The sequence below is a fragment of the Muricauda brasiliensis genome, from assembly GCF_003057865.1.
Classification (GTDB): domain Bacteria; phylum Bacteroidota; class Bacteroidia; order Flavobacteriales; family Flavobacteriaceae; genus Flagellimonas; species Flagellimonas chongwuensis.
This window is the reverse complement of sequence record NZ_QBTW01000011.1, coordinates 631,804-656,249: the sequence shown is the minus strand read 5'-3', so window position 1 is coordinate 656,249 and position 24,446 is coordinate 631,804. Positions and strand designations below refer to the sequence as shown.

At 41.8% G+C, this 24,446-nt stretch carries 18 protein-coding genes; 5 read left to right on the top strand and 13 right to left on the bottom strand.

From position 1 onward, the window contains the following. Positions 1 to 44: 44 nt before the first annotated feature. Entirely contained in the window at positions 45 to 2,270 is a 2,226-nt protein-coding gene (gene katG / locus DCK90_RS08880) for a catalase/peroxidase HPI (RefSeq protein ID WP_199912669.1), read from the bottom strand. A 275-nt stretch (positions 2,271 to 2,545) separates the two neighbouring features. Between katG and DCK90_RS08875 the strand changes: the two genes are divergently transcribed. Together DCK90_RS08875 and DCK90_RS08870 are read left to right on the top strand one after the other, a co-directional pair. Then, on the top strand, positions 2,546 to 3,154 hold the full coding sequence (locus DCK90_RS08875) for a DinB family protein (protein ID WP_108245819.1): 609 nt from the start codon (positions 2,546 to 2,548) through the stop codon (positions 3,152 to 3,154). A gap of 98 nt (positions 3,155 to 3,252) precedes the next feature. Next, complete coding sequence (locus DCK90_RS08870; protein WP_108245818.1) at positions 3,253 to 3,783, top strand: lipid-binding SYLF domain-containing protein; 531 nt, start codon at positions 3,253 to 3,255, stop codon at positions 3,781 to 3,783. 3 nt (positions 3,784 to 3,786) lie between these two features. Here DCK90_RS08870 and DCK90_RS08865 read toward each other — a convergent pair whose 3' ends face one another. Next, positions 3,787 to 5,151: a DUF5689 domain-containing protein gene (locus DCK90_RS08865; RefSeq protein WP_108245817.1), complete on the bottom strand. Its 1,365-nt coding sequence runs from the start codon at positions 5,149 to 5,151 to the stop codon at positions 3,787 to 3,789. 9 nt (positions 5,152 to 5,160) lie between these two features. After that, a complete protein-coding gene (locus tag DCK90_RS08860) occupies positions 5,161 to 7,896 on the bottom strand; it encodes a TonB-dependent receptor (protein ID WP_108245816.1) in 2,736 nt (911 codons plus the stop codon). 101 nt (positions 7,897 to 7,997) lie between these two features. On the opposite strand from DCK90_RS08860, the gene DCK90_RS08855 reads away from it, so the two are divergent. Both DCK90_RS08855 and DCK90_RS08850 read left to right on the top strand, forming a co-directional pair. Then, positions 7,998 to 9,035 carry an endonuclease/exonuclease/phosphatase family protein gene (locus DCK90_RS08855; protein WP_108245815.1) on the top strand — a complete coding sequence of 346 codons (1,038 nt, stop codon included), beginning with the start codon at positions 7,998 to 8,000 and terminating at the stop codon, positions 9,033 to 9,035. 97 nt (positions 9,036 to 9,132) lie between these two features. Continuing rightward, entirely contained in the window at positions 9,133 to 9,534 is a 402-nt protein-coding gene (locus DCK90_RS08850; RefSeq protein WP_108245814.1) for a JAB domain-containing protein, read from the top strand. A 54-nt stretch (positions 9,535 to 9,588) separates the two neighbouring features. Here the strand turns inward: DCK90_RS08850 and DCK90_RS08845 are convergent, their stop codons facing one another. From DCK90_RS08845 to uvrC, 8 genes are all read right to left on the bottom strand, one after another. Further along, a complete protein-coding gene (locus DCK90_RS08845; protein ID WP_108245813.1) occupies positions 9,589 to 10,026 on the bottom strand; it encodes a hypothetical protein in 438 nt (145 codons plus the stop codon). 93 nt (positions 10,027 to 10,119) lie between these two features. Further along, positions 10,120 to 12,801, bottom strand: a complete 2,682-nt coding sequence (locus DCK90_RS08840) for a TonB-dependent receptor (RefSeq protein ID WP_108245812.1) — start codon at positions 12,799 to 12,801, stop codon at positions 10,120 to 10,122. 172 nt (positions 12,802 to 12,973) lie between these two features. Continuing rightward, the gene (gene pgi / locus DCK90_RS08835; protein WP_108245811.1) at positions 12,974 to 14,611 is read right to left on the bottom strand and encodes a glucose-6-phosphate isomerase; all 1,638 of its coding nucleotides are present in this window, start codon (positions 14,609 to 14,611) and stop codon (positions 12,974 to 12,976) included. After that, entirely contained in the window at positions 14,611 to 15,900 is a 1,290-nt protein-coding gene (locus DCK90_RS08830; protein WP_108245810.1) for a M23 family metallopeptidase, read from the bottom strand. Before DCK90_RS08830 ends, pgi begins: the two co-directional genes overlap by 1 nt. 7 nt (positions 15,901 to 15,907) lie before the next feature. Continuing rightward, entirely contained in the window at positions 15,908 to 16,882 is a 975-nt protein-coding gene (locus tag DCK90_RS08825; protein ID WP_108245809.1) for a tryptophan 2,3-dioxygenase family protein, read from the bottom strand. 13 nt (positions 16,883 to 16,895) lie between these two features. Next, complete coding sequence (locus DCK90_RS08820; protein WP_108245808.1) at positions 16,896 to 17,678, bottom strand: DUF3108 domain-containing protein; 783 nt, start codon at positions 17,676 to 17,678, stop codon at positions 16,896 to 16,898. A gap of 335 nt (positions 17,679 to 18,013) precedes the next feature. Then, entirely contained in the window at positions 18,014 to 20,287 is a 2,274-nt protein-coding gene (locus DCK90_RS08815) for a patatin-like phospholipase family protein (protein WP_108245807.1), read from the bottom strand. Between the two features lie 3 nt (positions 20,288 to 20,290). After that, positions 20,291 to 22,084: an excinuclease ABC subunit UvrC gene (uvrC, locus tag DCK90_RS08810; RefSeq protein ID WP_108245806.1), complete on the bottom strand. Its 1,794-nt coding sequence runs from the start codon at positions 22,082 to 22,084 to the stop codon at positions 20,291 to 20,293. 482 nt (positions 22,085 to 22,566) lie between these two features. On the opposite strand from uvrC, the gene DCK90_RS08805 reads away from it, so the two are divergent. After that, the gene (locus DCK90_RS08805; protein ID WP_108245805.1) at positions 22,567 to 23,130 is read left to right on the top strand and encodes a 5-formyltetrahydrofolate cyclo-ligase; all 564 of its coding nucleotides are present in this window, start codon (positions 22,567 to 22,569) and stop codon (positions 23,128 to 23,130) included. On the opposite strand, the gene DCK90_RS08800 is transcribed toward DCK90_RS08805, so the two are convergent. Beyond that, on the bottom strand, positions 23,118 to 23,768 hold the full coding sequence (locus DCK90_RS08800) for a lipoprotein signal peptidase (RefSeq protein ID WP_108245804.1): 651 nt from the start codon (positions 23,766 to 23,768) through the stop codon (positions 23,118 to 23,120). The genes DCK90_RS08805 and DCK90_RS08800 overlap by 13 nt on opposite strands. A gap of 33 nt (positions 23,769 to 23,801) precedes the next feature. Further along, the gene (locus DCK90_RS08795; protein ID WP_108245803.1) at positions 23,802 to 24,422 is read right to left on the bottom strand and encodes a DUF4097 family beta strand repeat-containing protein; all 621 of its coding nucleotides are present in this window, start codon (positions 24,420 to 24,422) and stop codon (positions 23,802 to 23,804) included. Between the last annotated feature and the right edge of the window lie 24 nt (positions 24,423 to 24,446).

The window sequence follows — 24,446 nt, the reverse complement described above, 5'->3', positions numbered from 1 at the left end:
CAATTGCAATTAATTTTCTTTTTCTATTTTTTGCTTCGAATGGATTAATCCAAATCAAAGCGATCTAGGTTCATCACTTTGGTCCATGCTGCTACAAAGTCTTCAACAAATTTTTGTTTTCCATCTTCAGCTGCATAAACTTCGGCTACGGCACGCAATATAGAGTTGGAACCAAATACCAAGTCCACACGTGTTCCGGTCCATTTTACTTCGCCGGACTCACGGTCGCTTCCTTCGTACAACGATTTTTCCTCATCTACGGCCTTCCATTGGGTGCCCATATCCAGTAGGTTCACAAAGAAATCGTTGCTCAACACGCCTACTCTATCGGTGAAAACTCCTTTCTTTGACCCATCAAAATTGGCGCCCAATACACGTAATCCTCCAACTAGAGCCGTCATTTCGGGGGTGGTAAGGGTAAGCAATTGAGCCTTGTCCACCAATAGGTGTTCCGCTTTAACTTTTACCCCTTCCTTAACGTAGTTCCTAAAACCATCATACTTTGGCTCAAGATAGTTGGTGGACTCTATTTCGGTCTGCTCCTGTTTAGCATCATTACGGCCAGGGCTAAATGGCACCTTAATCGAAAAGCCTGCATCACTAGCTGCTTTTTCAACAGCTGCACTACCGGCCAACACAATCATATCAGCCAAGGAAATTTTCTTTCCTCCAACAGCATTTTCGCTGAATTCATTTTTGATACCTTCAAGTGTAGAAATCACTTTACCAGTGTCCTTGTTAACCTCCCAACCGTTCATGGGTTCTAAATTGATACGGGCTCCGTTGGCCCCTCCGCGCTTATCGCCGCCACGGAAAGTGGAAGCCGATGCCCATGCAGTATACACCAAATCAGAAATGGATAGCCCAGATGACAATACTTTTTCCTTTAGCTCTTTTACATCCGCATCGTCTACCAAAGTATAATCGATTGCTGGAATAGGGTCTTGCCAATCTAGCTCCTCTTTTGGCACCTCTGGACCTAAATAACGGGAACGTGGTCCCATATCACGGTGGGTCAACTTAAACCATGCACGCGCATACGCATCGGCAAAGGCTTGTGGGTCTTCCATGAATCGGCGAGAAATTTTCTCATATTCGGGATCAAAACGAAGCGACAGGTCGGTAGTCAACATGGTCGGTTTCTTGTTAGGTCCTCCAAAAGCATCGGGAATTATGGCATCAGCATCCTTTGCCACCCATTGGTGTGCTCCTGCAGGGCTTTTTGTCAATTCCCATTCGTATTTGAACAAGAACTTAAAGAAATCGTTGCTCCATTGTACCGGAGTAGACGTCCACGTCACTTCCAATCCGGAAGTAAAGGCATCGGAGCCCTTTCCTGTACCATTTTTATTGACCCATCCAAAACCTTGTAATGCCAAATCCTCTCCTTCGGGGTCTCCACCTACCTGCTCTGCATCTCCATTACCATGTGTCTTGCCTATGGTATGCCCGCCAGCTATTAGCGCCACGGTTTCCTCATCATTCATCGCCATACGCTTAAAGGTCTCCCTTATATCGTGTGCTGCAGCTATCGGGTCGGGATTTGCGTCAGGGCCTTCTGGGTTTACGTAAATCAATCCCATTTGAACTGCGGCCAATGGGTTTTCCAAATCACGCTCCTCTTTATTGTGGGAGTAACGGCTATTTGGCGTATCGCTCAAGGCCAACCATTCCGTTTCGCTTCCCCAATATACATCTTGGTCTGGTTCCCAAACGTCCTCACGACCTCCTGCAAAACCAAAAGTTCGGAACCCTGTGGACTCCAAGGCCACGTTTCCGGCCAATATCATAAGGTCTGCCCAAGAAATTTTCTTGCCATATTTTTGTTTGACGGGCCATAACAGTCGACGTGCTTTGTCCAAGCTCACGTTGTCCGGCCAGGAATTTAACGGTGCAAAACGTTGCTGACCACGTCCTCCTCCTCCGCGACCATCACCGGCGCGATACGTTCCTGCACTATGCCAAGCCATACGTATGAACAATCCGGCATAACTTCCAAAATCAGCCGGCCACCAATCCTTTGAATCGGTCATTATGTCCAAAATATCTTTCTTCAAAGCTGCGTAGTCCAGTTTTTTGAATTCCTCCGCATAATTGAATTCCTCTCCAAATGGATCTATTTTATTTGAATGCTGGCTCAAAAGTTCCAATTTAAGCCTATTGGGCCACCAATCTTGATTTTGGGTACCGCTTCCGGCCACTTGTTTCAGTTCGCCGTTCAGAAAAGGGCACATGCCCTCATCTGCACCATTAGCCAATTCTTTACTCATGATATTATAGTTCTGTGTTAATTAATAGCTTCTGTAAAATTACATGATTCACTTTCCAAACAATAGATAATCGATATTAAAATACTATTAAATAATAGTCATCATCTATTTTAATCCATCTGAATAATGTGTGTGCTGGACGCATCTGCATGCTTTCCTAAATTTAAGGATTTCTTTACTCATTCGTTAATTTATTATTTGATATTACTATTTGAATTATCTTTAAAGTACTAACTATTAAGAAACTGTATAAAAAAATAAAAACGCCATTACAAATGAAAAAATTACTCTTCCCTTTAGCCATTGTTCTATTTTTCGGTTTTACCAAAAATCCAGGAACACAACTTGACCCAAAGGACAAAGAATGGATCATGAAACATTTAACAGAAAGTCGAGAACACATGAAACAAGTATTGGATGGACTTTCCGATGAACAACTCGACTACAAGCCCGACCCAACCTCTTGGTCCATTGCCGAAAACGTGGAACACCTTGCTCTGACCGAAAAAATGTTCATTGAATCAGTACATAAAAGTGTGGCTGACGGCCCTAACCCTTCCCTAAAAGACTCACTAGTATTTCAGGATGACCAAATCATGTCCATGGTCGCGGACAGAAGCCAAAAAGTAAAAACATCCGAACCCTTTGAGCCAAGTGGACAGTACGGGTCCACGGAAGAAGCCTTGGCGGCGTTGCTTGCCATTCGCCAAGAACTTATGGAGTATGTTGAAACTACCGAAGATGATTTAAGAAACCGTTACGCCCAACTACCTTTTGGTACCGTAGACGCCGCACAGCTCATTGTTTTTATCGCAGGACATATGGAAAGGCACGTGCTACAAATGGAGGAGGTGATGGAAGATGAGGATTTTCCGCAAATGTAATAGATAAATTATAGGCTTTCCTTAACAATAATTAGCAAACCCTTTCCAGACAGGAAGGGGTTCTTTATTTAATTTTGGATAACCTAAAATAAGATATTATGAAAAGGATACATTCAGTTGTGATGCTTACCATTTTTCTATTTACCATTTCCATATCGGCCCAAAGTAGAAAGGATGAAAAAATAATGGCCGATGCTGAAAAGGCAAAATCCACTTTATTGGAAACCAGTCCTAGCTTGGACGGTTTTTTTGAGAATTCTGCCGGTTATGTCATATTCCCCAATGTTGGTAAAGGCGGTTTTATTATCGGTGGCGCATCCGGTAACGGTGTGGTTTACGAAAATGGCACCGCTGTAGGTATGGCCGACCTTAAAAAATTGAACATTGGCCTTCAGGCTGGTGGACAGGCCATCATCGAAGTAATTTTCTTTGAAACCGACGTGGATTTGCAACGCTTTAAGACCGAGAAGTTCCAGTTTGCAGCAGAAACCTCCGCAGTTGCCTTAAAATCAGGCATCGCCTTTAATGCCAAATATAAAGATGGCGTAGCTGTTTTTGCACTTCCAAAAGCTGGTCTTATGGCCGATGCTTCGGTTGGTGGACAAAAATTTAGTTACAAGGCATTTTAAAAACTAATCCCGAACCCCTGGGGAAAAATCCTCGGGGGCATTTTGGGGTAAATCAGTAGTGCCGGCATCTCCCGAATCATTAAAAATGGTCCATTCACCAAAAGTGTAGACAGGATTTCCTTCCAAAATATCAGGATTGCGAACGGCCCGGCCATCCTCGAACTCATGGTTGGTTCCCGAGCCATCCTCTCCGATTACCCCGAACACATCGATTACTGTTCCGAAGGGGTCGACCAACTCTAAATTATCATCTCCGTTAGAATCCGCTGGACTATTGGTGGACACTCCCAAATCGGGAGCGAACCCGTAGACCAGTTCAAACTCTGCTGCGTTGGGAGATATGACCAAGGTACTCTTAGCACCGATTATAAAATCCGATAAATCAATGGTGGAGCTCACTTCTGTATTATCGTTGGTGTATCTGCGAAGCGTCCATAGGTTTAAATCCAAAGGCTCGGAAGATGAATTGTACAGCTCCACAAAACGAGCACCGGCATTGTTATCGGGGTCGGCCAATTCCGAAATAAAAATTTTATTGGAAGTGAACTCGGTAATAATCTCCGGACACCGTTCATTCACAAAATCTACGTCCTTTAAGCTTCTAATTATGAGTTGTGGCGTTTTACCGTCTTTGGTCAAAATCGCGGTTAGTTTACCGTTTGGTTCGGGCAATGCTTCCGCTTGAAAATCGGCATACCCACTGTTCACAAGCTTAATCCCGTTTTCTTCGCAATCCACTAGTGTTCTTTCAGTTTCTTCTTGGGCTACAGCATAGGTTTCGCCCAAAATTTCTTCAGCAAATTCTACATTTTCCAATTTTACCAATATATTAGATGGTAAGCTATCCATTTCGGGAATGGTGGCAATCAACGGTTCTGGAATTCCTCTTCCTTCGCATGAAACCAAAAAATGTTCAAAAACTTTTACTGAGGGCAATCTTCCAATAGAAAGATTTCCAAAAGAAGAAAAAACACTTCCCATTCGAATATTTTCGCCTCGTTTTCCCAGATATAGGTCTTTTAACTTCACCAAGACTTTGCTCCCGACCGGAAACAGTAAATGTGATTCTCTCAAATCCATTTCCAGTTGAATTCCTTTTGATGGATTGCTCAATGCATTTTGAAGATACAGCACCCCGAAAAAGTTACCCGTCCGATCGGATGAAATCACATACCCTTCCAAAATCAAATCGTCTTGAATCTGAATTACATCATCTTGCACCAGGGAGTCCAATTCTTCAAAAGTGATGTTCGCTGCCAAATCGGTTGTGCAACTTGAGTCTAGTTCATCAAATTCTCTTCCATCCACGCAACATACAACAGACATCAAACTGATGGCTCCCATAATTTTAAAAATCAATTTTTTCATAAGTAGGTATTAAAAGCTAATGGCCAAATTCAAGAAATAGGTTCTTCCGTAACTGTACCAATATTTTGGGGCGAAGGAGGGCGAACCACTCTGGTTGTCTTGTTTCAGCTGTCCAAAATTTCCGTTCCTGCTCTGTTCATAGCCACCGGTGCGGAAAACTGTATCAAAAACGTTGTTGATGCTTGCAAAAAAGCTAATGTACTTTCCATCAATCAACCAAGATTTACCCCCGACCAGATTGAGTAAGTAGATATCGTCCAGTTTATTTTGCTTTAGCAATTTTGACACATTTTCTTCCGAAGCATCGGGAAATGGTTTGCCTGTTTCAGGATCCATCAAGAAACTGGACGTTCTGGTAATGGTGGAAAGATTGCTATAATTATTCGTGAGATAATTGGTCGTGCTGCTTACCCACCAATATTTTGGAGCTCGGTAGGATACGCCGAGCGCCAATGCAGTTTGCGGCCCTTGGGCCAATTTTAAATCCTTAAGATTGGCAATTCCCAAATCTATATTTCCCTCGGGAGCAATCAGGTCATCTTCGGCGCCTGCGGTATCAAAATTGATTTGAACGGAGGGGTCACTGGCATACACATAATGCCCCACATTTCCGGCAGCGGTCAATTTTACACTGGATGATGCCTCGTACTCAAACCCAAACTCGATGCCCTTGTGAAGCCTGTCCAAGCCTGTGATTACTTCCTGAACAAAATCGGAACCCAATCCTGAATCCACAAAAAAGAAATTGATATCGGTGGTATGCTGGAACCTTGTGTAAAATGCACTGACTCGTCCCGTTAAACTGGGCAAACGGACAAAATAGCTTAAATCGACACTGCTCACCACCTCTTTCTGAAGCTCGGGAACTATTTCATTGTTTTCCCGTGGATTGATAAATATATTCTGAATGATGGGAGGTCTTTCCACCATTGCCGCATTGGCCGTAAACCAATGTCGTCCCGTTAAAAAATAAGTGAACCCTCCTTTGTAGGCCAAATTGGAGAACGTTGTTTTTTCGCCTGTTCCAAAGGAGTTTTCCAAATAGCGCTCATTTTTGAAGAGACCATCACGCTGTACATTAAAATTGGAATACGATGCCGATGCAAACCCGTTCCATTTTTTAGAGGTGAACTGTACTTGGGCGAAGCCTTCCATTTGAGATGCATCCAAATTGTAGTGATAATTGAATTTTTCTCCTTCGGTTTTCTGTAGTTCTCCATCGACATTGTTCAAAGTATTGGAAAAGGTGTCCATATCCTCGTGATACGAAGCTGCCAATAAATCCAAAATCATGGCATAGTTCTCAGAAGAGGTAGTCTTATAATTCCCTCCAAATCCCAGTTTGATGAAATCATTCAACGTGTAATTGAAATTTGTGGCTCCCGAAATGGTGGTATTTTGGGCAACATCATCATAAAGCAAATAAGCTGCCTTATCATTATTGTTGGTATTGGCTTCATACAATTGTTTCCAATCTAATTGTGGGTTTTCCAAAAACGCTTCTTTGGCCAAGTTTGCATTGATAAAATCTGCTCCAATAGAACTGTTGATGTGGTAACTGGGCAAATAACGATAGTACGTTGGGTCGGGATTCGGCGCATTGTAATAGCCTATCCTGCTTCTGGAATTGATTCCTGTTTGATAGGCAACACCAACATTCCAATTGAATTTTTTCTTGTTCAGAGCATAGTTGAAAAGGAACAAGGGTTCAAAAATCTCTCGCTCCCGTGAATTCCGGATTTTACCGTCTTGCTCTCCCCAATACGGATTGTATTGACCTCCCATTAAATCAAAAACTTCTTCCGTCAAGGCAGATGAGCGTCCACGACGGTTTCGTGCCAAAATCGAGGTAAAAGTGATACTATTTTGTGGATTGAATTGGTATTCCACTGCTCCAAAAAAGGAATAGGCATCGTACAATGTGCCCTCCACATAGCCTTCCTTGGCCCATCTACGCGAAGCGGACACGGAATACGCCATCCCGCTTGGCTTTTCTCCCGAATTATACGTCGCCATTAACCTACCGCGATAGGTTCTGTTGGAAAATGATGAGGATAACCTTAGGCCTGGGCGGAAACCAGAGGGTCGGGTATTAATGTTGGTATTGCCCAAAATTCCACCGAACGTGTACGGATTCAACGTTAGGCTATTGGTAAATTCTTGGTTCCGGACTACATCATTCAGTCCACCCCAATTGTTCCATTGGGGTCTGCCATCAAAAAATTTGTTCATTGGGATTCCGTTCATCAATACTTGCCCATTTCGCGAATCATAGCCTCGGACCTTAAAGAAGGCCTGTCCAAAATCAAAAGCCGCACGGTTCAGAAATATATCCCTAGTGGATTGCAACAAGCCCATCGAGCTGGAAACAGATTCGAAATCGTCAGAGAGGTCTCCATCGGTAAGGGAAATCAAGTTATCGGTTTGTTCGTGGGCAATGTCCCTCTCTAGATAAATTATTCCCAAATCAATCGGGTTTCCTTCCAAATAGACCGAAAATCGCTTAGAAATAAAATCCAAAGCTGATATTCGAAGCATTTGTCCCCCAGTTTCGGTCAAGGTTATTTCAAACTTGCCTTCGTTGTCGGTTACGAATTCTTGAGAAGTGTTTTCTATGGCAATTATGGCATTGGAAATAGATGCATCCAACCCTTTCTCCATCAATTGCCCTGTAATGCGAGTACTTTGTTGTGCGTACAGCAAATTGGAACAACAAAGCAAGGCCAATGCTGTGGCTAGCCTCATATCTTATTATAGGTTAAGTAAGTAAATAGGGGTTGTAATTGCTGTACAAACTGCGAAAAAGCAAACAATTCTACTTATTTTAGCCACAAAATCAAAATAAAATGCGATTATTAATATGCCTACTTGTATTAATATCGACCTCACTTTATGGACAAAAGTCCAAGACATATACCTTAAGAACCATTGCTTTTTACAACTGTGAAAACTTGTTCGATACGGTAAATGATTCACTCACTTTTGATGATGACCGAACTCCCGAGGGTAGTTATCATTGGACGCAGGAGCGCTATCTACAAAAGGTAGAGAACCTATCCAAAGTCATTTCGCAAATTGGTGCCGAAACTTCCAAAACCTCCCCGGATATTGTGGGGCTTTGTGAAGTTGAAAATTTAGATGTGCTGGAAGATTTGGTGCAACATCCCAATTTACGGGATAAGGATTATGGTATCATTCATTTTGATTCTCCTGATGCGCGCGGTATTGATGTGGCGCTACTTTATAAAAAGGCGGCGTTTATCCCATCGTCGTTTAAAAGTCATCGGCTTTTGTTGTTTGATGATATGGGAGACCGACAATATACCCGTGACCAATTGGTGGTGGGCGGCACCATGGATGGTGAAGAAATTCATTTTATTGTAAACCATTGGCCATCACGCAGGGGCGGGGCTGCTAAAAGTTCGCCTTTACGTGTTCGTGCAGCTTTGTTGAACAAGCGAATTATTGATTCCATCCAAGAATTGGATTTGGATGCGAAGATTATTTCCTTGGGCGACCTAAACGATGACCCCATTGATGACAGTTTGAAAAAAATCCTGAAAACGAAGGGCAAAAAGCGCCAATTGGATAGTGTCAGCCTGTACAACCCAATGGAAGCGATGTTCAAAAAAGGAATTGGTTCATTGGCCTACCAAGACAAGTGGAACTTGTTTGACCAGATTTTTATGACATCCAATTTGGTGACCGAAGACCACACTACATTATCCTTCTGGAAAGCCGGTATTTTTGCGACAAAATTTATCCGAACCGATGCAGGCCGGTTTAAAGGTTATCCGTTGCGCACCTACTCGGGTGGTAGCTATACGGCTGGGTATAGCGACCACTTTCCTGCGTATTTGTTTTTATTGAAGGAGATGGAATGATGGATTTCCAACAAATAATCACATCGAGTGCAGGCGAGATGTTTTGTCTGCCTTTCGACTGTGCTCAAGGTGACAAAACATTTAATATCTTTAGCTCATGACAGTACGACTTCCCAAAGACGAGGACAAACATATATCCGGCACCGATGATATTGCGCGCATTATGCAAAAGGTTTTGTGGCGACAAAACAGACTCCACAGGCAAAAAGAATATTTCTGGACCATTGGGCTCAATGCGGCAAACGATATTGAGTACATTGAATTAGTGACGATTGGAACGAACAACCGAAACATTGTCACACCAGTCCAAGTTTTAAGTTTGGCAGCAGCCAAGCAATGCCAAAAAATCGTACTCTGCCACAATCATCCTTCTGGTAACTTGGAGCCAAGTGAGGCTGATATAGCATTCACAGAACGTATGGAAAAAGCTGCCGCTATATTAGAAATAGAACTACTGGACCATATTATAATCACGGAGATAAACTACGTGACCATTTAAGGAAAAAGGTTACTAAGTAAACTGTGTAAGATTCCCGCCTTCGCGGGAATTACTTTATGCAAACCACTGTCCCCAAGGAATACGGCTCAAAATCAATAACAATCCAAGTCCGTAAAAAATAGAGATGGTCTTGAACTTACGCTCACTTTCCATCAATTTTTTGTGACGGGACCAACCTATGGTTATCAAAACCAAAGCAATAATATTTATGAATGGATGCTCTACCGCCAAAAGTCTTGCAGGAGCATTCAATCCACCCATTCCCAAAGTCTGAACGGCCTTTAGTCCGTTTCCAGAGGTGAAATACAACAACAGTCCTACCAATAATTGAATATGGCTTAAAATAAGTGCAAACAAGCTTATACGAAGGTCTTTTTGAAGGGTGAAGTCCTTTTTGCCCAACCAGCCCGCTATGGCATTGATTACTGCGATAACTAAAACGGCCAAAACCACATAGGCCAAATAAGAGTGTAGGTTCTTGATGATTTCCATTAGGTATAGTTTGTGTGTCTAAAAATACGGAATTTTGGGCATAAAAAAAGCCCCTTGCAAACACAAGGGGCTTTAATTTTATTAAAAGGTGAATTAGAAATCGTAACGCAATGTAACGTTCCAAGTTCTACCCAAACCAAAGTATCCTTGGTTGGAAACATTAATCCCTTTGTAAGTTTCGTCTCCTGGCTCCACAAAATTAGCGGTTGTAAGCTCAGAGATATAAATGTGATTCAATACGTTGTTCACGTTTGCCCTTATTTTCAACTGCTTGGTTTTGTTCATACCCAATGGCACAGAAAAAGTGGCACCGGCATCCAACAAGCTAAATGTAGGCAATTTCAAGTTTTCTTTGATAGCACCAACATCAGAATAAAGATCAGTGTAGTATCTCCAATCAGAATCTACAGAGAAGTTTTTGTTGATTCTGTAGGCAACACCTAAACCACCAGAGGTTTGTGCGGCACCACCAACCTTACCACCATCATAATCTTCAGATTCGAAGCTGATAACGTTTCTATTCTCATCTGTTACTTGGCTTACAGCATCTCCTTTATATACCCAATCTCCGATAGAAGCAAAACCGTTGATGCTAAGACCGGCAACCGGACGGAATTTGAAGTCCACTTCAACACCTTGGTGCAATTGCTCTGTTCCGAAGTCAGATGTATAGGTAACAACATCGTCAACAACATCAGAACTAGTAGCTACCCTATCTTTCCAAGACGTTCTGTACAAGTTAATGCTACCTGAGAACATAGAGCTGGAATAGTTATAACCTGCTTCCAAACCAAAGATTTTTTCATTCTCTGTCAACGGGTTCACTTGGTTGGTAAAGTTCAAGTAAATGTTATCGTGGTAAGGCTGACGGTTGTAGTACCCAACGTTAGCATAGAAGCTGTGCTGAGAAGTTGGTGTATAGCTAAATCCACCTTTTGCGTTATAACCGAAGTTATTTACTTTTTCTGAATCAACACCAGGCTCGATTCCAGCTGGCAAAGGCTCACCTGTCCCTTGAGGTGATGTTCCGTTGATCAAAGCTGCATCGGCATATTGGTAATAGTCAAATCTCTGGTGGTACTGGTTAGAGACAGAACCTTGGAAGAAGGCAGAGAATGTATCCGTAGCATATTCCATTTGGGTAAACAAACCACCGTAAGAAATTCGCTCATCATTGCTATAATCTGTTTTCTGTAATTCAGGATAAGACTCAAAAGCCGCTTCCCAACCAGATGGTTTAAATGTTTCTGTAGCTGTGGAAACTTTGTAAGTTCCAAAAGTTCCATAAGGCTCGTGATTATTGTTTTGGTCAAGCAAACGAATGTTTTCTGACCAAGAATTCAAACCGTGGAAATCAGAAACTACCCTAAAGTGTTTTCCGTAATAGGTTCTTAAATCGAAACCGATGTTCCAAGTCAAGTTATCGCCCAATTGTTTTTCCAAGTTGGAAATCAATCCATACCAGTTATGCAAGTTCATGGAAGATCTTGTAATGTAGGCTGGTTCATCACCAAAGTTTACACCGGCACCATTAGTTACCTGTGCATTTTGTGCATAAATCGCATCATAATCGATTCTACCTTCGGCAGTTCTAATCCTGTTACCCAAGTTACCGGTTCCACCACCGTTACCCCAAGAGGCATAAAGTACAGTGGAAAGGTTGGTAGTAGAGTTAATGTTCCAGTCCCAGTTTAAGTTAGCAACTGGTTTGTGGTAAAAGTTTCTTCTTTCGGTCATATATTGACCTTGGAAAGTACCCCAGTTATTGTTGTATCTTCTTCCATACTCCAAATAAGAAGAAATGGATTTAGTAAAGTTTTGATCGTGGAACTGAGGAGCTCCAGTAATCAAAAAGTTGAAGTTGTGTGAATCATTTGGTCTGTATCCAACGGAAATGAAATACGTTTGACCTTCACCAAAGTTACCTTCGTTGTAACCATCACCTTGCCAGTGGGAAAGCATAACGCTCATACCCCAACCTTTATCGGAGATACCCGTGTTGTACCCAGCAGATGTTTTGATATAGTTGTTGTTGGCAACAGTTGCATATCCGAATCCACCTTCGTTCATCTCGGTAGCCTTGGTCACAAAGTTAACCGTACCACCAACGGAAGAAATGGCCAATTTGGAAGAACCAAGACCTCTTTGAATCTGGATACCGGAAGCAATATCGTTAATACCTGACCAGTTGGACCAGTACATTAAACCATCTTCCATACCGTTGATCGGCTGACCGTTCAAAAGGAAGGCAGTGTTATCCTGCTCAAATCCTCTAACTCGCATGTTGGTATCACCAAAACCACCTGCTTGTCCAGAAACATAAACAGAAGGCGTGTTCACCAAAGTCATAGTAACGTCCTGCGTACCTATTTTCTCTTGAATCGTTTTGATCGGCACAGATGAAACTGCGATTGGCGTTTGTCTATCCGTAGCAAGGTCAATAATCCCTGTACCTACAACAACAACCTCTCCAAGCTCTTGTGCGTCCGGAACAAGATCAATAGTTCCAACGTTTCCTGCAGAAGTAAAGGCAATAGATTGGGAAATAAATCCCATGTAAGATACAACCAATGTTCCAGAGGATTGTTTAACCTCTATGGTAAAATTGCCATCAAAATCGGTAGTTGTTCCGTTAGATGTTCCCTTCACCATAACGGTAGCTCCTGGTAGTGGTCCTCCTAGGTCACCATCCGTAACCGTACCAGTAAGAGTTCCTTGTGCAAATGCCATCGCGGAAACCAAAATCGCCGCAATAGCCAAGTAGATTCTTTTCATTTAATTCAGTGTTTAAGTGTTTAATTAGCGCTGCAAATGTGATCCATTTTTGACATTCTACGATTAAGTCAAAGTTAAAATCACGCAAATATAGTTAACACTAAATTAACAAAACAAATTATCTGACAGACAATTGTTTAGGCTTTATGCAGGGATTTGAGCAGATGGCAATTTACTCCTTAAAAAAATGCAAAAGGTTCAATGTTGAACTGTCGTGCTTGCCAATATCTGAATTTTCAATATCGTTCAGAATATTTTTGGCCAACTGCTTACCGAGTTCCACGCCCCATTGATCGTAACTGAAGATGTTCCAGACCACGCCTTGTACAAATATCTTGTGCTCGTACATTGCGATGAGCGAGCCCAAGCTTCTAGGGGTAAGCTGCTCTATTAAAATGGTATTGGTAGGCTTGTTGCCCTCGAAAACCTTAAAAGGAAGCAGTTTTTCCAGCTCTTCGCCAGATAATCCTTGGGATTTCAATTCTTTCCTTACCTCTTCCGCAGTTTTTCCGTTCATTAGAGCCTCGGTCTGTGCAAAATAGTTTGCCATCAATTTATTATGATGGTCCACATCGCCGTGCAAAGATTTCTTGTAGCCGATAAAATCGGTCGGAATCAATTTGGTTCCTTGATGAATCAACTGGAAAAAGGCATGTTGCGAGTTGGTGCCGGGCTCGCCCCATATGATAGTACCCGTTTCATGACCGACCCTGTTCCCGGCCCTATCCATGCTCTTACCGTTACTTTCCATGATACCTTGTTGTAGGTAGGCAGAAAAACGGTGCAAATATTGTGTGTATGGAATTATGGCCTCGGTCTCCGCTTGATAGAAATTATTGTACCAAACACTGATCAAGGCAAGAATGACAGGAATGTTTTCATCAAACGGGGTTTCTTTAAAGTGAACGTCCATCTGATGGGCGCCATTCAAAAGGGCCTCAAAATTTTCGTAACCCACAGAAAGTGCTATGGATAATCCAACTGCACTCCAAAGGGAGAATCTACCTCCGACCCAATCCCACATCGGGAACACATTTTCATCTGCAATTCCAAATTCCTTAATCTTTTCAAGGTTGGTAGATACGGCCACAAAATGGTCGGCCACATCTTTTTCTGATGCTGTCTTCAAAAACCATTTTTTAATGGTCAGTGCATTGCTCAAGGTTTCTTGTGTAGTGAAGGATTTGGAAACGATTACAAATAAAGTGGTCTCGGGGTCAAGTTCTTTCAATACTTCGTGCACCAGATCACCATCCACATTGCTTACAAAATGAGTCTTTAAATCGTTTTGATAAAATTTCAAGGCTTCAGTCACCATTACCGGCCCCAAATCGGAACCGCCGATACCAATGTTTACAACATCGGTAAATGCTTTTCCTGTATGGCCCTTACGTTCTCCGGATATTACTGCTTCGGAAAAAGATTTAATTTTCTCCTTTACCTCAAAAACTTCATCTACAATGTTTTCGCCATCAACAAAAACCTCTGTACCCTTTTTGGCGCGCAAGGCTGTGTGCAATACGGCCCTTCCTTCGGTTTGATTAATGAGTTCGCCATCAAAGTAACCTTTTACGGCCTGGGTAAGGCCCACTTCCCCGGCAAGTTCCAATAACAACTTAATGGTTGTATCCGTTATTCTATTCTTTGAATAGTCCACCAAAAAATCCTCCCAATGGATGGATAGGTTTTTGCCCCTGCCTTTTTCGTTAGAAAATAGTTTCCTTAAATGGACGTCTTTGGTTTCTTGATAATGTTGTTTAAGTTTTTTCCAGGCTTCCGTAGTTGTGGGGTCGATTGTGGGTAGTGCCATTACTGGGTGTATGATATTAAGGTTTCTTCGGGTTCTGTAGGTGCTATGTCAATAAATTCTATGCAATCCAATTGTTCTTTTAACGGGGATATGTGTGCCATATAATCCATTCTTAAAGAATCGGCGATGGGGTCGGCTTCGGGTAATTTTTCCTTTAATGGGTCCACCTGTCTTCCGTTCTTCCAGAAACGATAACAAACGTGCGGGCCTCCAGTGTTACCTGTCATTCCCACCCATCCTATTACATCGCCTTGTCGGACGAACTCTCCTCTTTTTACCTTTTGGGCTTTCATGTGGAGGTATTGGGTACTGTAGGTGCCGTTGTGTTTAATCTTCACATATTTTCCATTTCCGCCCCTTCGGGTCGACTCGGTCACGGTTCCATCTGCAGTGGCAACAATTGGGGTTCCAACAGGTGCTGCGTAATCGGTTCCTTTATGTGGGCGCACTTTGTAACCGTAGTAGGCAATCCTGCGTTTCAGATTGTATCTAGACGATAGTCGGTATCCAAATTTTATGGGCGCTCTTAGGAATGTACTTCTCAAGTTATTGGCATCTTGATCAAAATAATCCAATATGTTGTTCACGGAATCTGCCACATACGGAAAGGCATACACGGTTTTTCCCTTGTGCTCAAAAAGTGCGGCCTTAATGGGCCCTCTTCCTGCATATATAGTATCATTAATGTATCGTTCATCAAAAACGACTTTGAACTTGTCACCTTTTTCCAGCCGGAAGAAGTCAATGGTCCATGCGTAAATCTCGGACAAACTCAAAGTTACGGTGTAATCGACCCCCAAATTATCCATTGCCTCGGATAGACTGCTATTGATCACTCCACCTACCTCGCGCTCCCTAAGCGTAACTTTCTTCTTGTTCTTATAGGCAAAGGCCGCAGTATCGCGCAGATCCACCACGGTATAATTTATTTTGTCGTTTTGATAGATAAAGACTTTGGCCACCTCAGAAGTGTCCTTGGATTTTAGGATGATATAGGGCTTACCAACCCTGATTTTGCGGACATCAAAGGTATCTCGGTAATTCTCTGAAATATGGGCGATTTTAGGGTAATCCACTTTGTTCTTCAACATAAGTTCCCCAAAACTGTCACCGTTACGGACCGTATCGTGGACTACATTGAATTCTTCAAGATTAAAACCATAATGCAATACGGGAAGTTTTTCTATCACTTCAACTTTTGCAACTTCTTCTATCGGTTGTTCCTTTGTCTGTTTGCAAGATGTTGCCATCACGGCAAGCATCAAAATTGCCCCAAAAATTTTCTGCATTTTTCTTCTATTCCTTGTATTCTTCTTTAGCGGGGTTAAAAACGTGGTCCACCCATTGTTTACCCCAAGTGTCCAACTCTTCTTTGGTATGCAAAGTTGGGAAAAAAATTATTTTCTGAAAACTGGGCGGCAAATAGTCCTTCCAATTAGTTCCGCCAGTCGCCTCTACATCCTTGCCCTCCCGGGCCAAATATCTATGGGCCGAACCCATGTGCATCAATGGCCAATTTACGTTGGCGTTCAAATCCAACTCTTTTAACGCCGAAATCAGTTCTTCATTGCATTGGGTTGCCTCTGGAAGTTGTAAATATTTTTGATATACCGTACTGTCCTTTACTTGGTTGGCTATTCGCAAGAGTCGAGGCGTATATCTTACCTCGAACTGTTTTAAGGTCAATGTTTTTTCTCCTGTTTCCAAATCGGTGGCTCCCTTTTTCCAATACACATGCTCGAACAGTTCTTCTATACTGTTTTCAGAAGAAAATGAGTCTCGCTCGGATGAATGCACCATATTCTCCAATGGTGTTGCATAAAATTCAATCATCCTGTACTGTACGGATTGGAATCCACTGGCCGGAAGAAGTGCCATACGGTAACGCAGGAACTGTTCTCGTTCCATACCCTTGATCATAATACTGAACGATGATATAAGGGCTTTAAAATAGCTATTGATTCTTCTGACCTTTTCAATAAAAAAAGCTACATCCTGGGATTTATCCTCAACAATTTGTTTTTGTTCGTGGAGAATAAGCTTAAAATAGAGCTCGGTTATCTGATGGTACATGATGAAGATTTCCTCATCCGGGAAATGAGTCCTTGGTATTTGAAGGCTCAACAACGTATCCAAGTGGATATAATCCCAGTAAGTAAGATATCTTTCGTAAAGAAGACCGTCCAAATAGGAGCTTAGGTCCTGGCCCGAGTTTTTGTATTTTTCCTCCAGCTTATTGATTTGGGAAGCGATTTTTGCATCCTTATCCATTAACACCTATATACTAATCCATTATTATTTTAAACTGGTTTTTCAGTCCGTTGTAACCATCAAGATCGGCCTTAAGGGAGCCTACGGCCAAATCTGCCTTGATTCTGATGGGTATCTTGTTCCAATCGTTGGAAACCCATAGCGTTAGACTTTCCTTTTCCTTAAAAACCCGACCGGACTGAACCAAAGGTCTAAATTTAAGACATTCTACCTTTCCAAACTTGGTCCTTAGGATTTCTTTTCCCAAATATTTCAACTGGAACTTAAAAACGCCATCATCATCAAAGAGCATATCCAAATTAATGGATTCGCCTTCTTTAAATTCTTCCAGATTATAATTGCTCCTTAGAAAGTATGAAGCTGAGATAAGGTCCTGTATTTGATTGTTGATCGTAAAATTCTGTTGTGTCCCATTTTTGTGGTCCATGAGAACAGCTTTGTCCTGTTTGTAGTCAAAATCAATCTCAATATCCTTGGTATATCCACCCTCATCTATTTTTCTAATGAACTTGTACGGTCTGCCATTTTCTCTATTAAAATAACTTTCGTAGGTGTCATCAACCTTAAAAAATATACTGGCAAACCCCGTGGTTTTACCCTCTCCGACCACGTGGTACACAGGAACGTTATTTAATGTTTCCGATGTAAGATGCAACGTGGCATAGCTGGCATTTAGAAACCCATAGTGAATCCTAAACTTAAGCCACTCCCCTGGTTTAAAGGCCGGGCGCGGATTTTGTGCCGACGCCGAGATTGCAAAAAGAAGGCATAATGTATATGTGATTATCTTTTTCATGTGCAATTTATTGGTATAAAATTAGTAAAATCAGTTTAGGGGCTATACTGTTCACATATACTTAAACAAAACTTATTCCAAAATAGTATAAACAAAAAAAGCCCAGTCTCGAGACTGGGCTTTTCCTAAATAACCAACCAAACTTTAAATTATGAAAAACCAATACTTAAAGTTATAAGGGAACCACCCCTTATGTGGTGTAAAGATACGGCAAGGTTTTGTAGGAAAAATTGTTTTTAACGGACTTTAACTAAACCTCTGTATTATTGATTGGTTTTACTGGTTTTTTTGACAAATTATTAAGAGAATCGAGTCTTTTGATCGAGTGATTTTTACTAAAACCAATACCCAACACTAAAGAAAAAATTACCCTCACTGATTTCTGGCGACCAAGAATAATATATTTGGATAGGGCCCAAAAAAGATTCAAAGCCGTACCCAAGTCCATACCCTGAAAAACTTGGTTCCTCGAACCAATCTCCCGTCCTGAACAAATCGTCCGCAACGGTGGCGTAGTTGGCAGAAAAAAGCACATGGTGCTTGGGGGCAAAACGATAATCCATACGGCCGAAACCCTTTACGTAACTGTTACCCGGCAAACTGAGGAAGTCATATCCAAAAAAGGGCACAAAATTGTTTACAAAATCGTTTCCAAAGCCTCCCAAAATAAAGTCAAAAGAACTTACTGGAGTAGTTCCTAGTTTAAACCCGGCATCCGCTTCCAATTTGAAGCTCAAATTGTGGACCGGGGAAAAGACACCTCCAAATTTTCCTTTGGCCACGGCAAATTCTGAAAAGTTTTCGTTGTAATCGGACGAGAAGGCATAAAAATGAAAATCGCCATCAAAAATCAACCCTCTGGTGGGAAAGTACTTATCATCATAGGTGTCCAGTTTTATTTGCGAGAACGCACTAAAATAGTTCGAGTTTTCGAAGTTGGTCCTTTGATTTCCGTTCGAGGCATCATTTTCCACATTTGGATCCACATCCAACTGGCCCAGTGTTCTTGTACTATAGTTTAAAAATTTATGCTCCGCCCCAATGGTAAACGCAAATTCTTCCTTTAATACGGTCTGAAGATATATTTGATTGGTAAGGTCTGTTACATCTACGTTTATCCTTTGGATATTCGGGTTAAGGGGAACATCAAAATTACCTTGGATGAGGGAAAAATCAATCTCCGAATCAAAATCGGTCAGCTTGGAATTTATCCCGAAACTCCAATAATATCCTTTGTCCAGATAATACTGCATATTGTATCTGATGTGGTCCCCAAGAATAAAATCGAACGAGGCCACATCGTCCTTCATCAAAAAATTCTTTTTGGTAAGGTTGATTAGCGCCGCACTCTTGTACAAATCATCGTAGTGAGCGGACATTTTAATGAACATTTTGGTCGGATTCTCCTTAAGTTTTAAAATTAAGTCCGTTCCCAGACCATTGGAAATCAAATCATAACGAATAGCTTTGAAATTTCCCGTTGCTGATAGGTTGCTCATTCCCTGTCGTAAATCATCAAAAGAGATTTTTTCCGCCAGATCAAACCGCAGTTTTCCTTTTATGTATCCCCGGGTATATTGATCATTCCCCTCAATGATCATCCGGTTAATGACAAGGCTGTCCGCCACCTTGATTCTCTTTCTAGGTTTTGGGGCATGACTTTGTCTTAGGGCAATTTCTTTTAGTTCATCCAATTTTTCCTCGGCCGCCTTTTCTCCGCTTTTTATGATCTGTTTACCCCTGTCAAAGGCAATTACGGAGAATTCGTCAATATCCGGTCTTATATAAACGTCGGTTTCCTTGGACTTCTTCCTCATATCGTTGACAGTGCGGTAATTGTTGATCTGCAACAAAATTTCCGTAGCGGAAGAAAGGGATTCCCTTGTGGCCAGATCGTGTTGTACATCCACCCCTATTATAATATCGGCTCCCATTGCCTTTACTTGGGCGATCGGGTAGTTGTTCACCACGCCACCATCTATTAAAATTTGCTCGTTTATCTCGGCAGGTTCAAAAAGGGAGGGAAAGGTACCACTCGCCACAATGGCCTCCGGTAGATAGCCGTGATCCAACAAAATCTCTTCTCCGGTCTCCACATTGGTGGCCATACAGAGAAAGGGTATGGGCAATTTGCCAAAATCCTGCACATCCTTTACGTGGAACAATAGTTGAACCAAAAGGTTGTATATGTTCTGCCCTCCAGAAATGGCCTGTGGGAAGGATACTTTAAAGTTTTCGAAGGGCAGCGAAAGCGCGTAGCGTTCCGAATCTTCCTTTTCATAAAATGTTTTGGCACTCCTTGGTACGTTGTCCTGTATTAAATCGGTAAAATCGGTGCTCCTGAATATGGAATCCAATTCTTGGGAAGAATAACCGGATGCGTATAATGCGCCTACAATGGCACCCATACTGGTTCCGCCAATATAGTCTATCTTAACACCAGCTTCCTCGATTTTCTTCAATGCTCCTATGTGAGCCAATCCTTTGGCTCCACCTCCACTGAGCACAAGACCTACTTTTGGCGGTCTGCTTTCCGGGGAATCCTGGGCAATCCCCTTTGAACAGAGCAAAGCAATTAGAACCGTAAATAGTATTGCCTTGTTTCCCATGGTCTATTTATGAAATGTTTTGTAAATTTTTTTGGCCTTTGATGCCCCCACTGAGGCCGTTAATGTTTCCAACGATGCTTCTTTGATTCGTTTTACCGATTTAAAGCTTTTCAATAATTGTTGGGCAGTTTTTTCTCCTACACCATCAATATTAACCAATTCTGAACTAATCGCGCCCTTGCTTCGTTTGTTTCTGTGATGGGTTATACCAAACCGGTGGGCCTCGTTCCTTAGCTGCTGGATTATTTTCAGGCTTTCCGAACGTTTATCCAGATACAATGGCACTGGGTCATCCGGAAAATAAATTTCTTCCAAGCGCTTAGCTATACCGATGATGGCTATTTTTCCACGCAGTCCCAACACTTCCAAACTTTTTAAAGCTGAAGACAGTTGTCCCTTTCCTCCATCGATTACGATTAACTGTGGGAGTGGCTCTTCTTCGTTCAGCAACCTTTTGTACCTCCTAAAGACCACTTCTTCCATACTGGCAAAATCATCGGGGCCTTCCACTGTTTTTATGTTGAAGTGGCGATAATCCTTTTTGGATGGTCTGCCGTCCTTAAAAACTACACAAGCCGCAACAGGGTTACTGCCCTGAATGTTAGAGTTGTCAAAACATTCGATATGCCGTGGCTCCTCTGACAATCGTAGATCCGATTTCATCTGGGTCATGATCCGTTTAGTGTGACGGTCAGGGTCGGTTATCTTGATCTGTTTCAATCTATCTTGGCGATAAAACCTCGCGTTGCGTTCGGAGAGATCTAAAATTCGGCGTTTGTCACCCAATTTGGGAAGGGTTACCCTTGCATCTTCCTCTACGGTAACGGGGAAGGGGAGGTATACTTCTTTAGATGTTGAATTGAAGCGCTGCCTGAGTTCCGTTATCCCCAATTGCAACAACTCTTCATCGGTTTCGTCCAGCTTCTTTTTAATCTCCAAAGTATGCGACCGAATTATGGCGCCATGGGAAATCTGTAAAAAGTTCACATATCCGTGGGTTTCATCAGAAATAATGGTGAACACATCCACATTGTTGATCTTTGGGTTGACCACCGTGGATTTTGCCTGGTAATTCTCAAGGACATCAATTTTATCCTTCACCCGTTGCGCTTTTTCAAACTCCATCTCCTCCGCATACTGCTTCATCTGTTGTTTAAAGGCCTGAATGGAATCTTTTAAATTGCCCTTAATGATCTGCCTAATATCTTCAATTTGATCATGATACTCTTTCTCCGTTTGAAAACCTTCACAAGGCCCCAAACAATTGCCCAAATGGTAATCTAGACATACCTTGTACTTTCCCGCGTCTATTTTTTCTTCTGACAAATCATAGTTGCACGTACGCAAAGGATACAGGCTTTTGATCAAATCCAAGAGTGTCCGCACCGTTTTCATGCTGGTATAGGGTCCAAAATACTCCGAGCCGTCCTTGATCAACTTTCTTGTGGAGAACACCCTAGGAAACCGTTCGTTCTTGATACATATCCAAGGATAGGATTTATCGTCCTTGAGAAGCACATTGTACCTCGGCAGCAATTTTTTTATGAGATTGTTCTCAAGTAAAAGGGCATCTGACTCGGTAGGCACCACAATATGTTTTATGGAATCAATCTTCTTTACCAGTACCTTGGTTTTTCCGTACTCCTGCTTTTTGTTGAAATAGGAAGAAACCCGCTTTTTCAGGTCCTTGGCCTTCCCTACGTACAGAATTTTGCCGTCCGCATCATAAAACTGGTACACTCCCGGGTTATTGGGAAGCGCACTCAATTGTACTTTTAAGGATGTAGATTTGGACATGGATTGCTCTAAAAGTGACCTGTTCTTGACTTTATAACAAAGTTATATTTTAATTGTCTTGATTATTGTTAAACTTGATGAATTCCTATTTTGGATTGACATATAACCCTTCTTAATTGATACTTTTTTAAGTGAGTAGAAAATGCGAAAAATTTCCTGAAAAATTCCATATTCATCAAAACTGGGGATTTACCACAAAAAAACTATGGGAAACCTACAATCAAGCGCTTGGCAATCAATAAGTTTTGTTAAACTGTTGCTAAAAATCATGCATTTCATCGATAAAAAGTGCATTTCATGGTATTCTTCTCAAATGTTTTACTTACATTTAACGATATAATTACAATCCTATGGAAAACTATATTATCGTTTTGGGAATGTACTTGATTTTGATGCTTTTCTTCAAAATCTTTTTCTCCGTTGCAACAAAAGGAGAGTAGTAGTCCATTGTACCCAAACAACCCCAAAATCTTCAACAGTCAATGTTGAAACATGAACTGAGAAAAAAATACAAAAATCTGAGAGCGGAAATATCTCCAACAAAAGCCTCGGATTTAAGTTTGGCCTTGGCCAATAGTTCGCTTCAAATCCCTATTTGGGATTTTTTTTATTACCATATCTTTTTGAGTATCGAAGACAAGAACGAGGTCGATACGCTGCCCTTGATAACGTTGTTGCAAGGCAGGGATAAGAATATAGTGGTTCCCAAAGTAGTTGGCCCCAACAGCTTGGAAAACTATTTGCTCACGGATAATACTGCTTTTAAAGAAAGTGCGTGGGGGGTTCCTGAACCTGTTGACGGCATTGAGATACCGGAAAATAAAATCGACGTGGTGTTTGTACCCTTGTTGGCTTTTGATGAAAAGGGAAACCGTGTAGGATACGGAAAAGGATTTTATGATGGTTTTCTGAACAAATGCCGAAAAGAAACACTTAAAATAGGCCTATCGTTCTTTGCAGCGGAACCTGAGCTTATATCCGATGTAAATGAAAACGACGTAAAACTGGACTATTGCATCACCCCAGTAAAGGTTTATACATTCTGATCGGCGACCTCTTCTTTTTTATCCGCCTGCTTTGGAAAAGCCTTTTTATTGAATACGATCAAAATACCAACACCAGTACTTATCGCCGTATCTGCAATATTAAAAACAGGCTCAAAAAAGCGGAAGCGTTTGCCTCCGACGGACGGTACCCAATCGGGCCAAGTGGTATCCACTAATGGAAAGTACAGCATATCTACCACTTTGCCATGGAACAAACTTCCATATGGCTGATCGGCAAAAAGGGTGGCCACCTGCCCATTGCTATGATCAAAAATAATTCCGTAAAAAACCGAATCGATAATGTTTCCGACCGCCCCTGCAAAAATCAGAGAAACCGCCAAAATCAAAGTTCTTGGGGACTGTTTCCGAATAATATCCCACAACCAATAACCTATCCCAAAAACAGCAAAAATCCTGAAAATGGTCAATATTAGTTTACCCACAGGTTCGGATATGGGTAAAAGGTCACTCAATTTGGTTCCCCAAGCAGCCCCCTCGTTCTCTATAAACAAAATTTTGAACCAACTGAACACTTCGTGGGCCTCACCCAATATAAAACTGGTCTTGATATAGATCTTGCTGATCTGGTCCACCACTAGGATGAGTACGATGATAATAAGGGACTTCTTTAAACTCATGCTGTTATTAAAAGGATTGCAAAAATATGCATATTATTTTGTTTTCGTCACTAGGATGTCTCCTTCCACAGTCTTCAGAAAAAATCGATCGTCCCCGAAAGGAATAGTTTCCTTTTGCACCCTTCCATAAGTACTTTCCGAAACAATATCACCACTAGGAGCCGAGAGCAGAATATCGCCTTTCTGCGTAGTCACGGTTACGGATTCTGAAACATTCAGCAGCGTGCAACGTCCATCTGATAGGGTAATTTCCAAATCTTTGTATTTTCCTGTAGCGTATAGATTTGTTTTTGTTCCAAAAACACCCACATTTTTGTACTCGGGTACACGTATTTCCAAAGCTATGGAAATTACCTTATGGGCACTGAGCTTGTCATTCGGGTTAACAAAATTGGGCTGAAAATCTGTACTGATTGTGGCAGTTGTACCACTTTGCTCGATAGAGACCAATAAATCCATGGCATATTCCCCTTCCATGGTTGCCGAAACATGCACCTCATCAGTAGGCTCTGTCTTCAGGTCGATTCGATAGCAGTATTGTGCATCAACTTGAATAGTTTCCGTACGAGGGCCAATAAATGCTTTTTTTACCAATTTCTGCCCATGGACATGGACCAGTGCAAAAACGAATATCAAAAAGATCTGTGCCCTCATAAAGAAAAAAACGCCCAAGGGCGT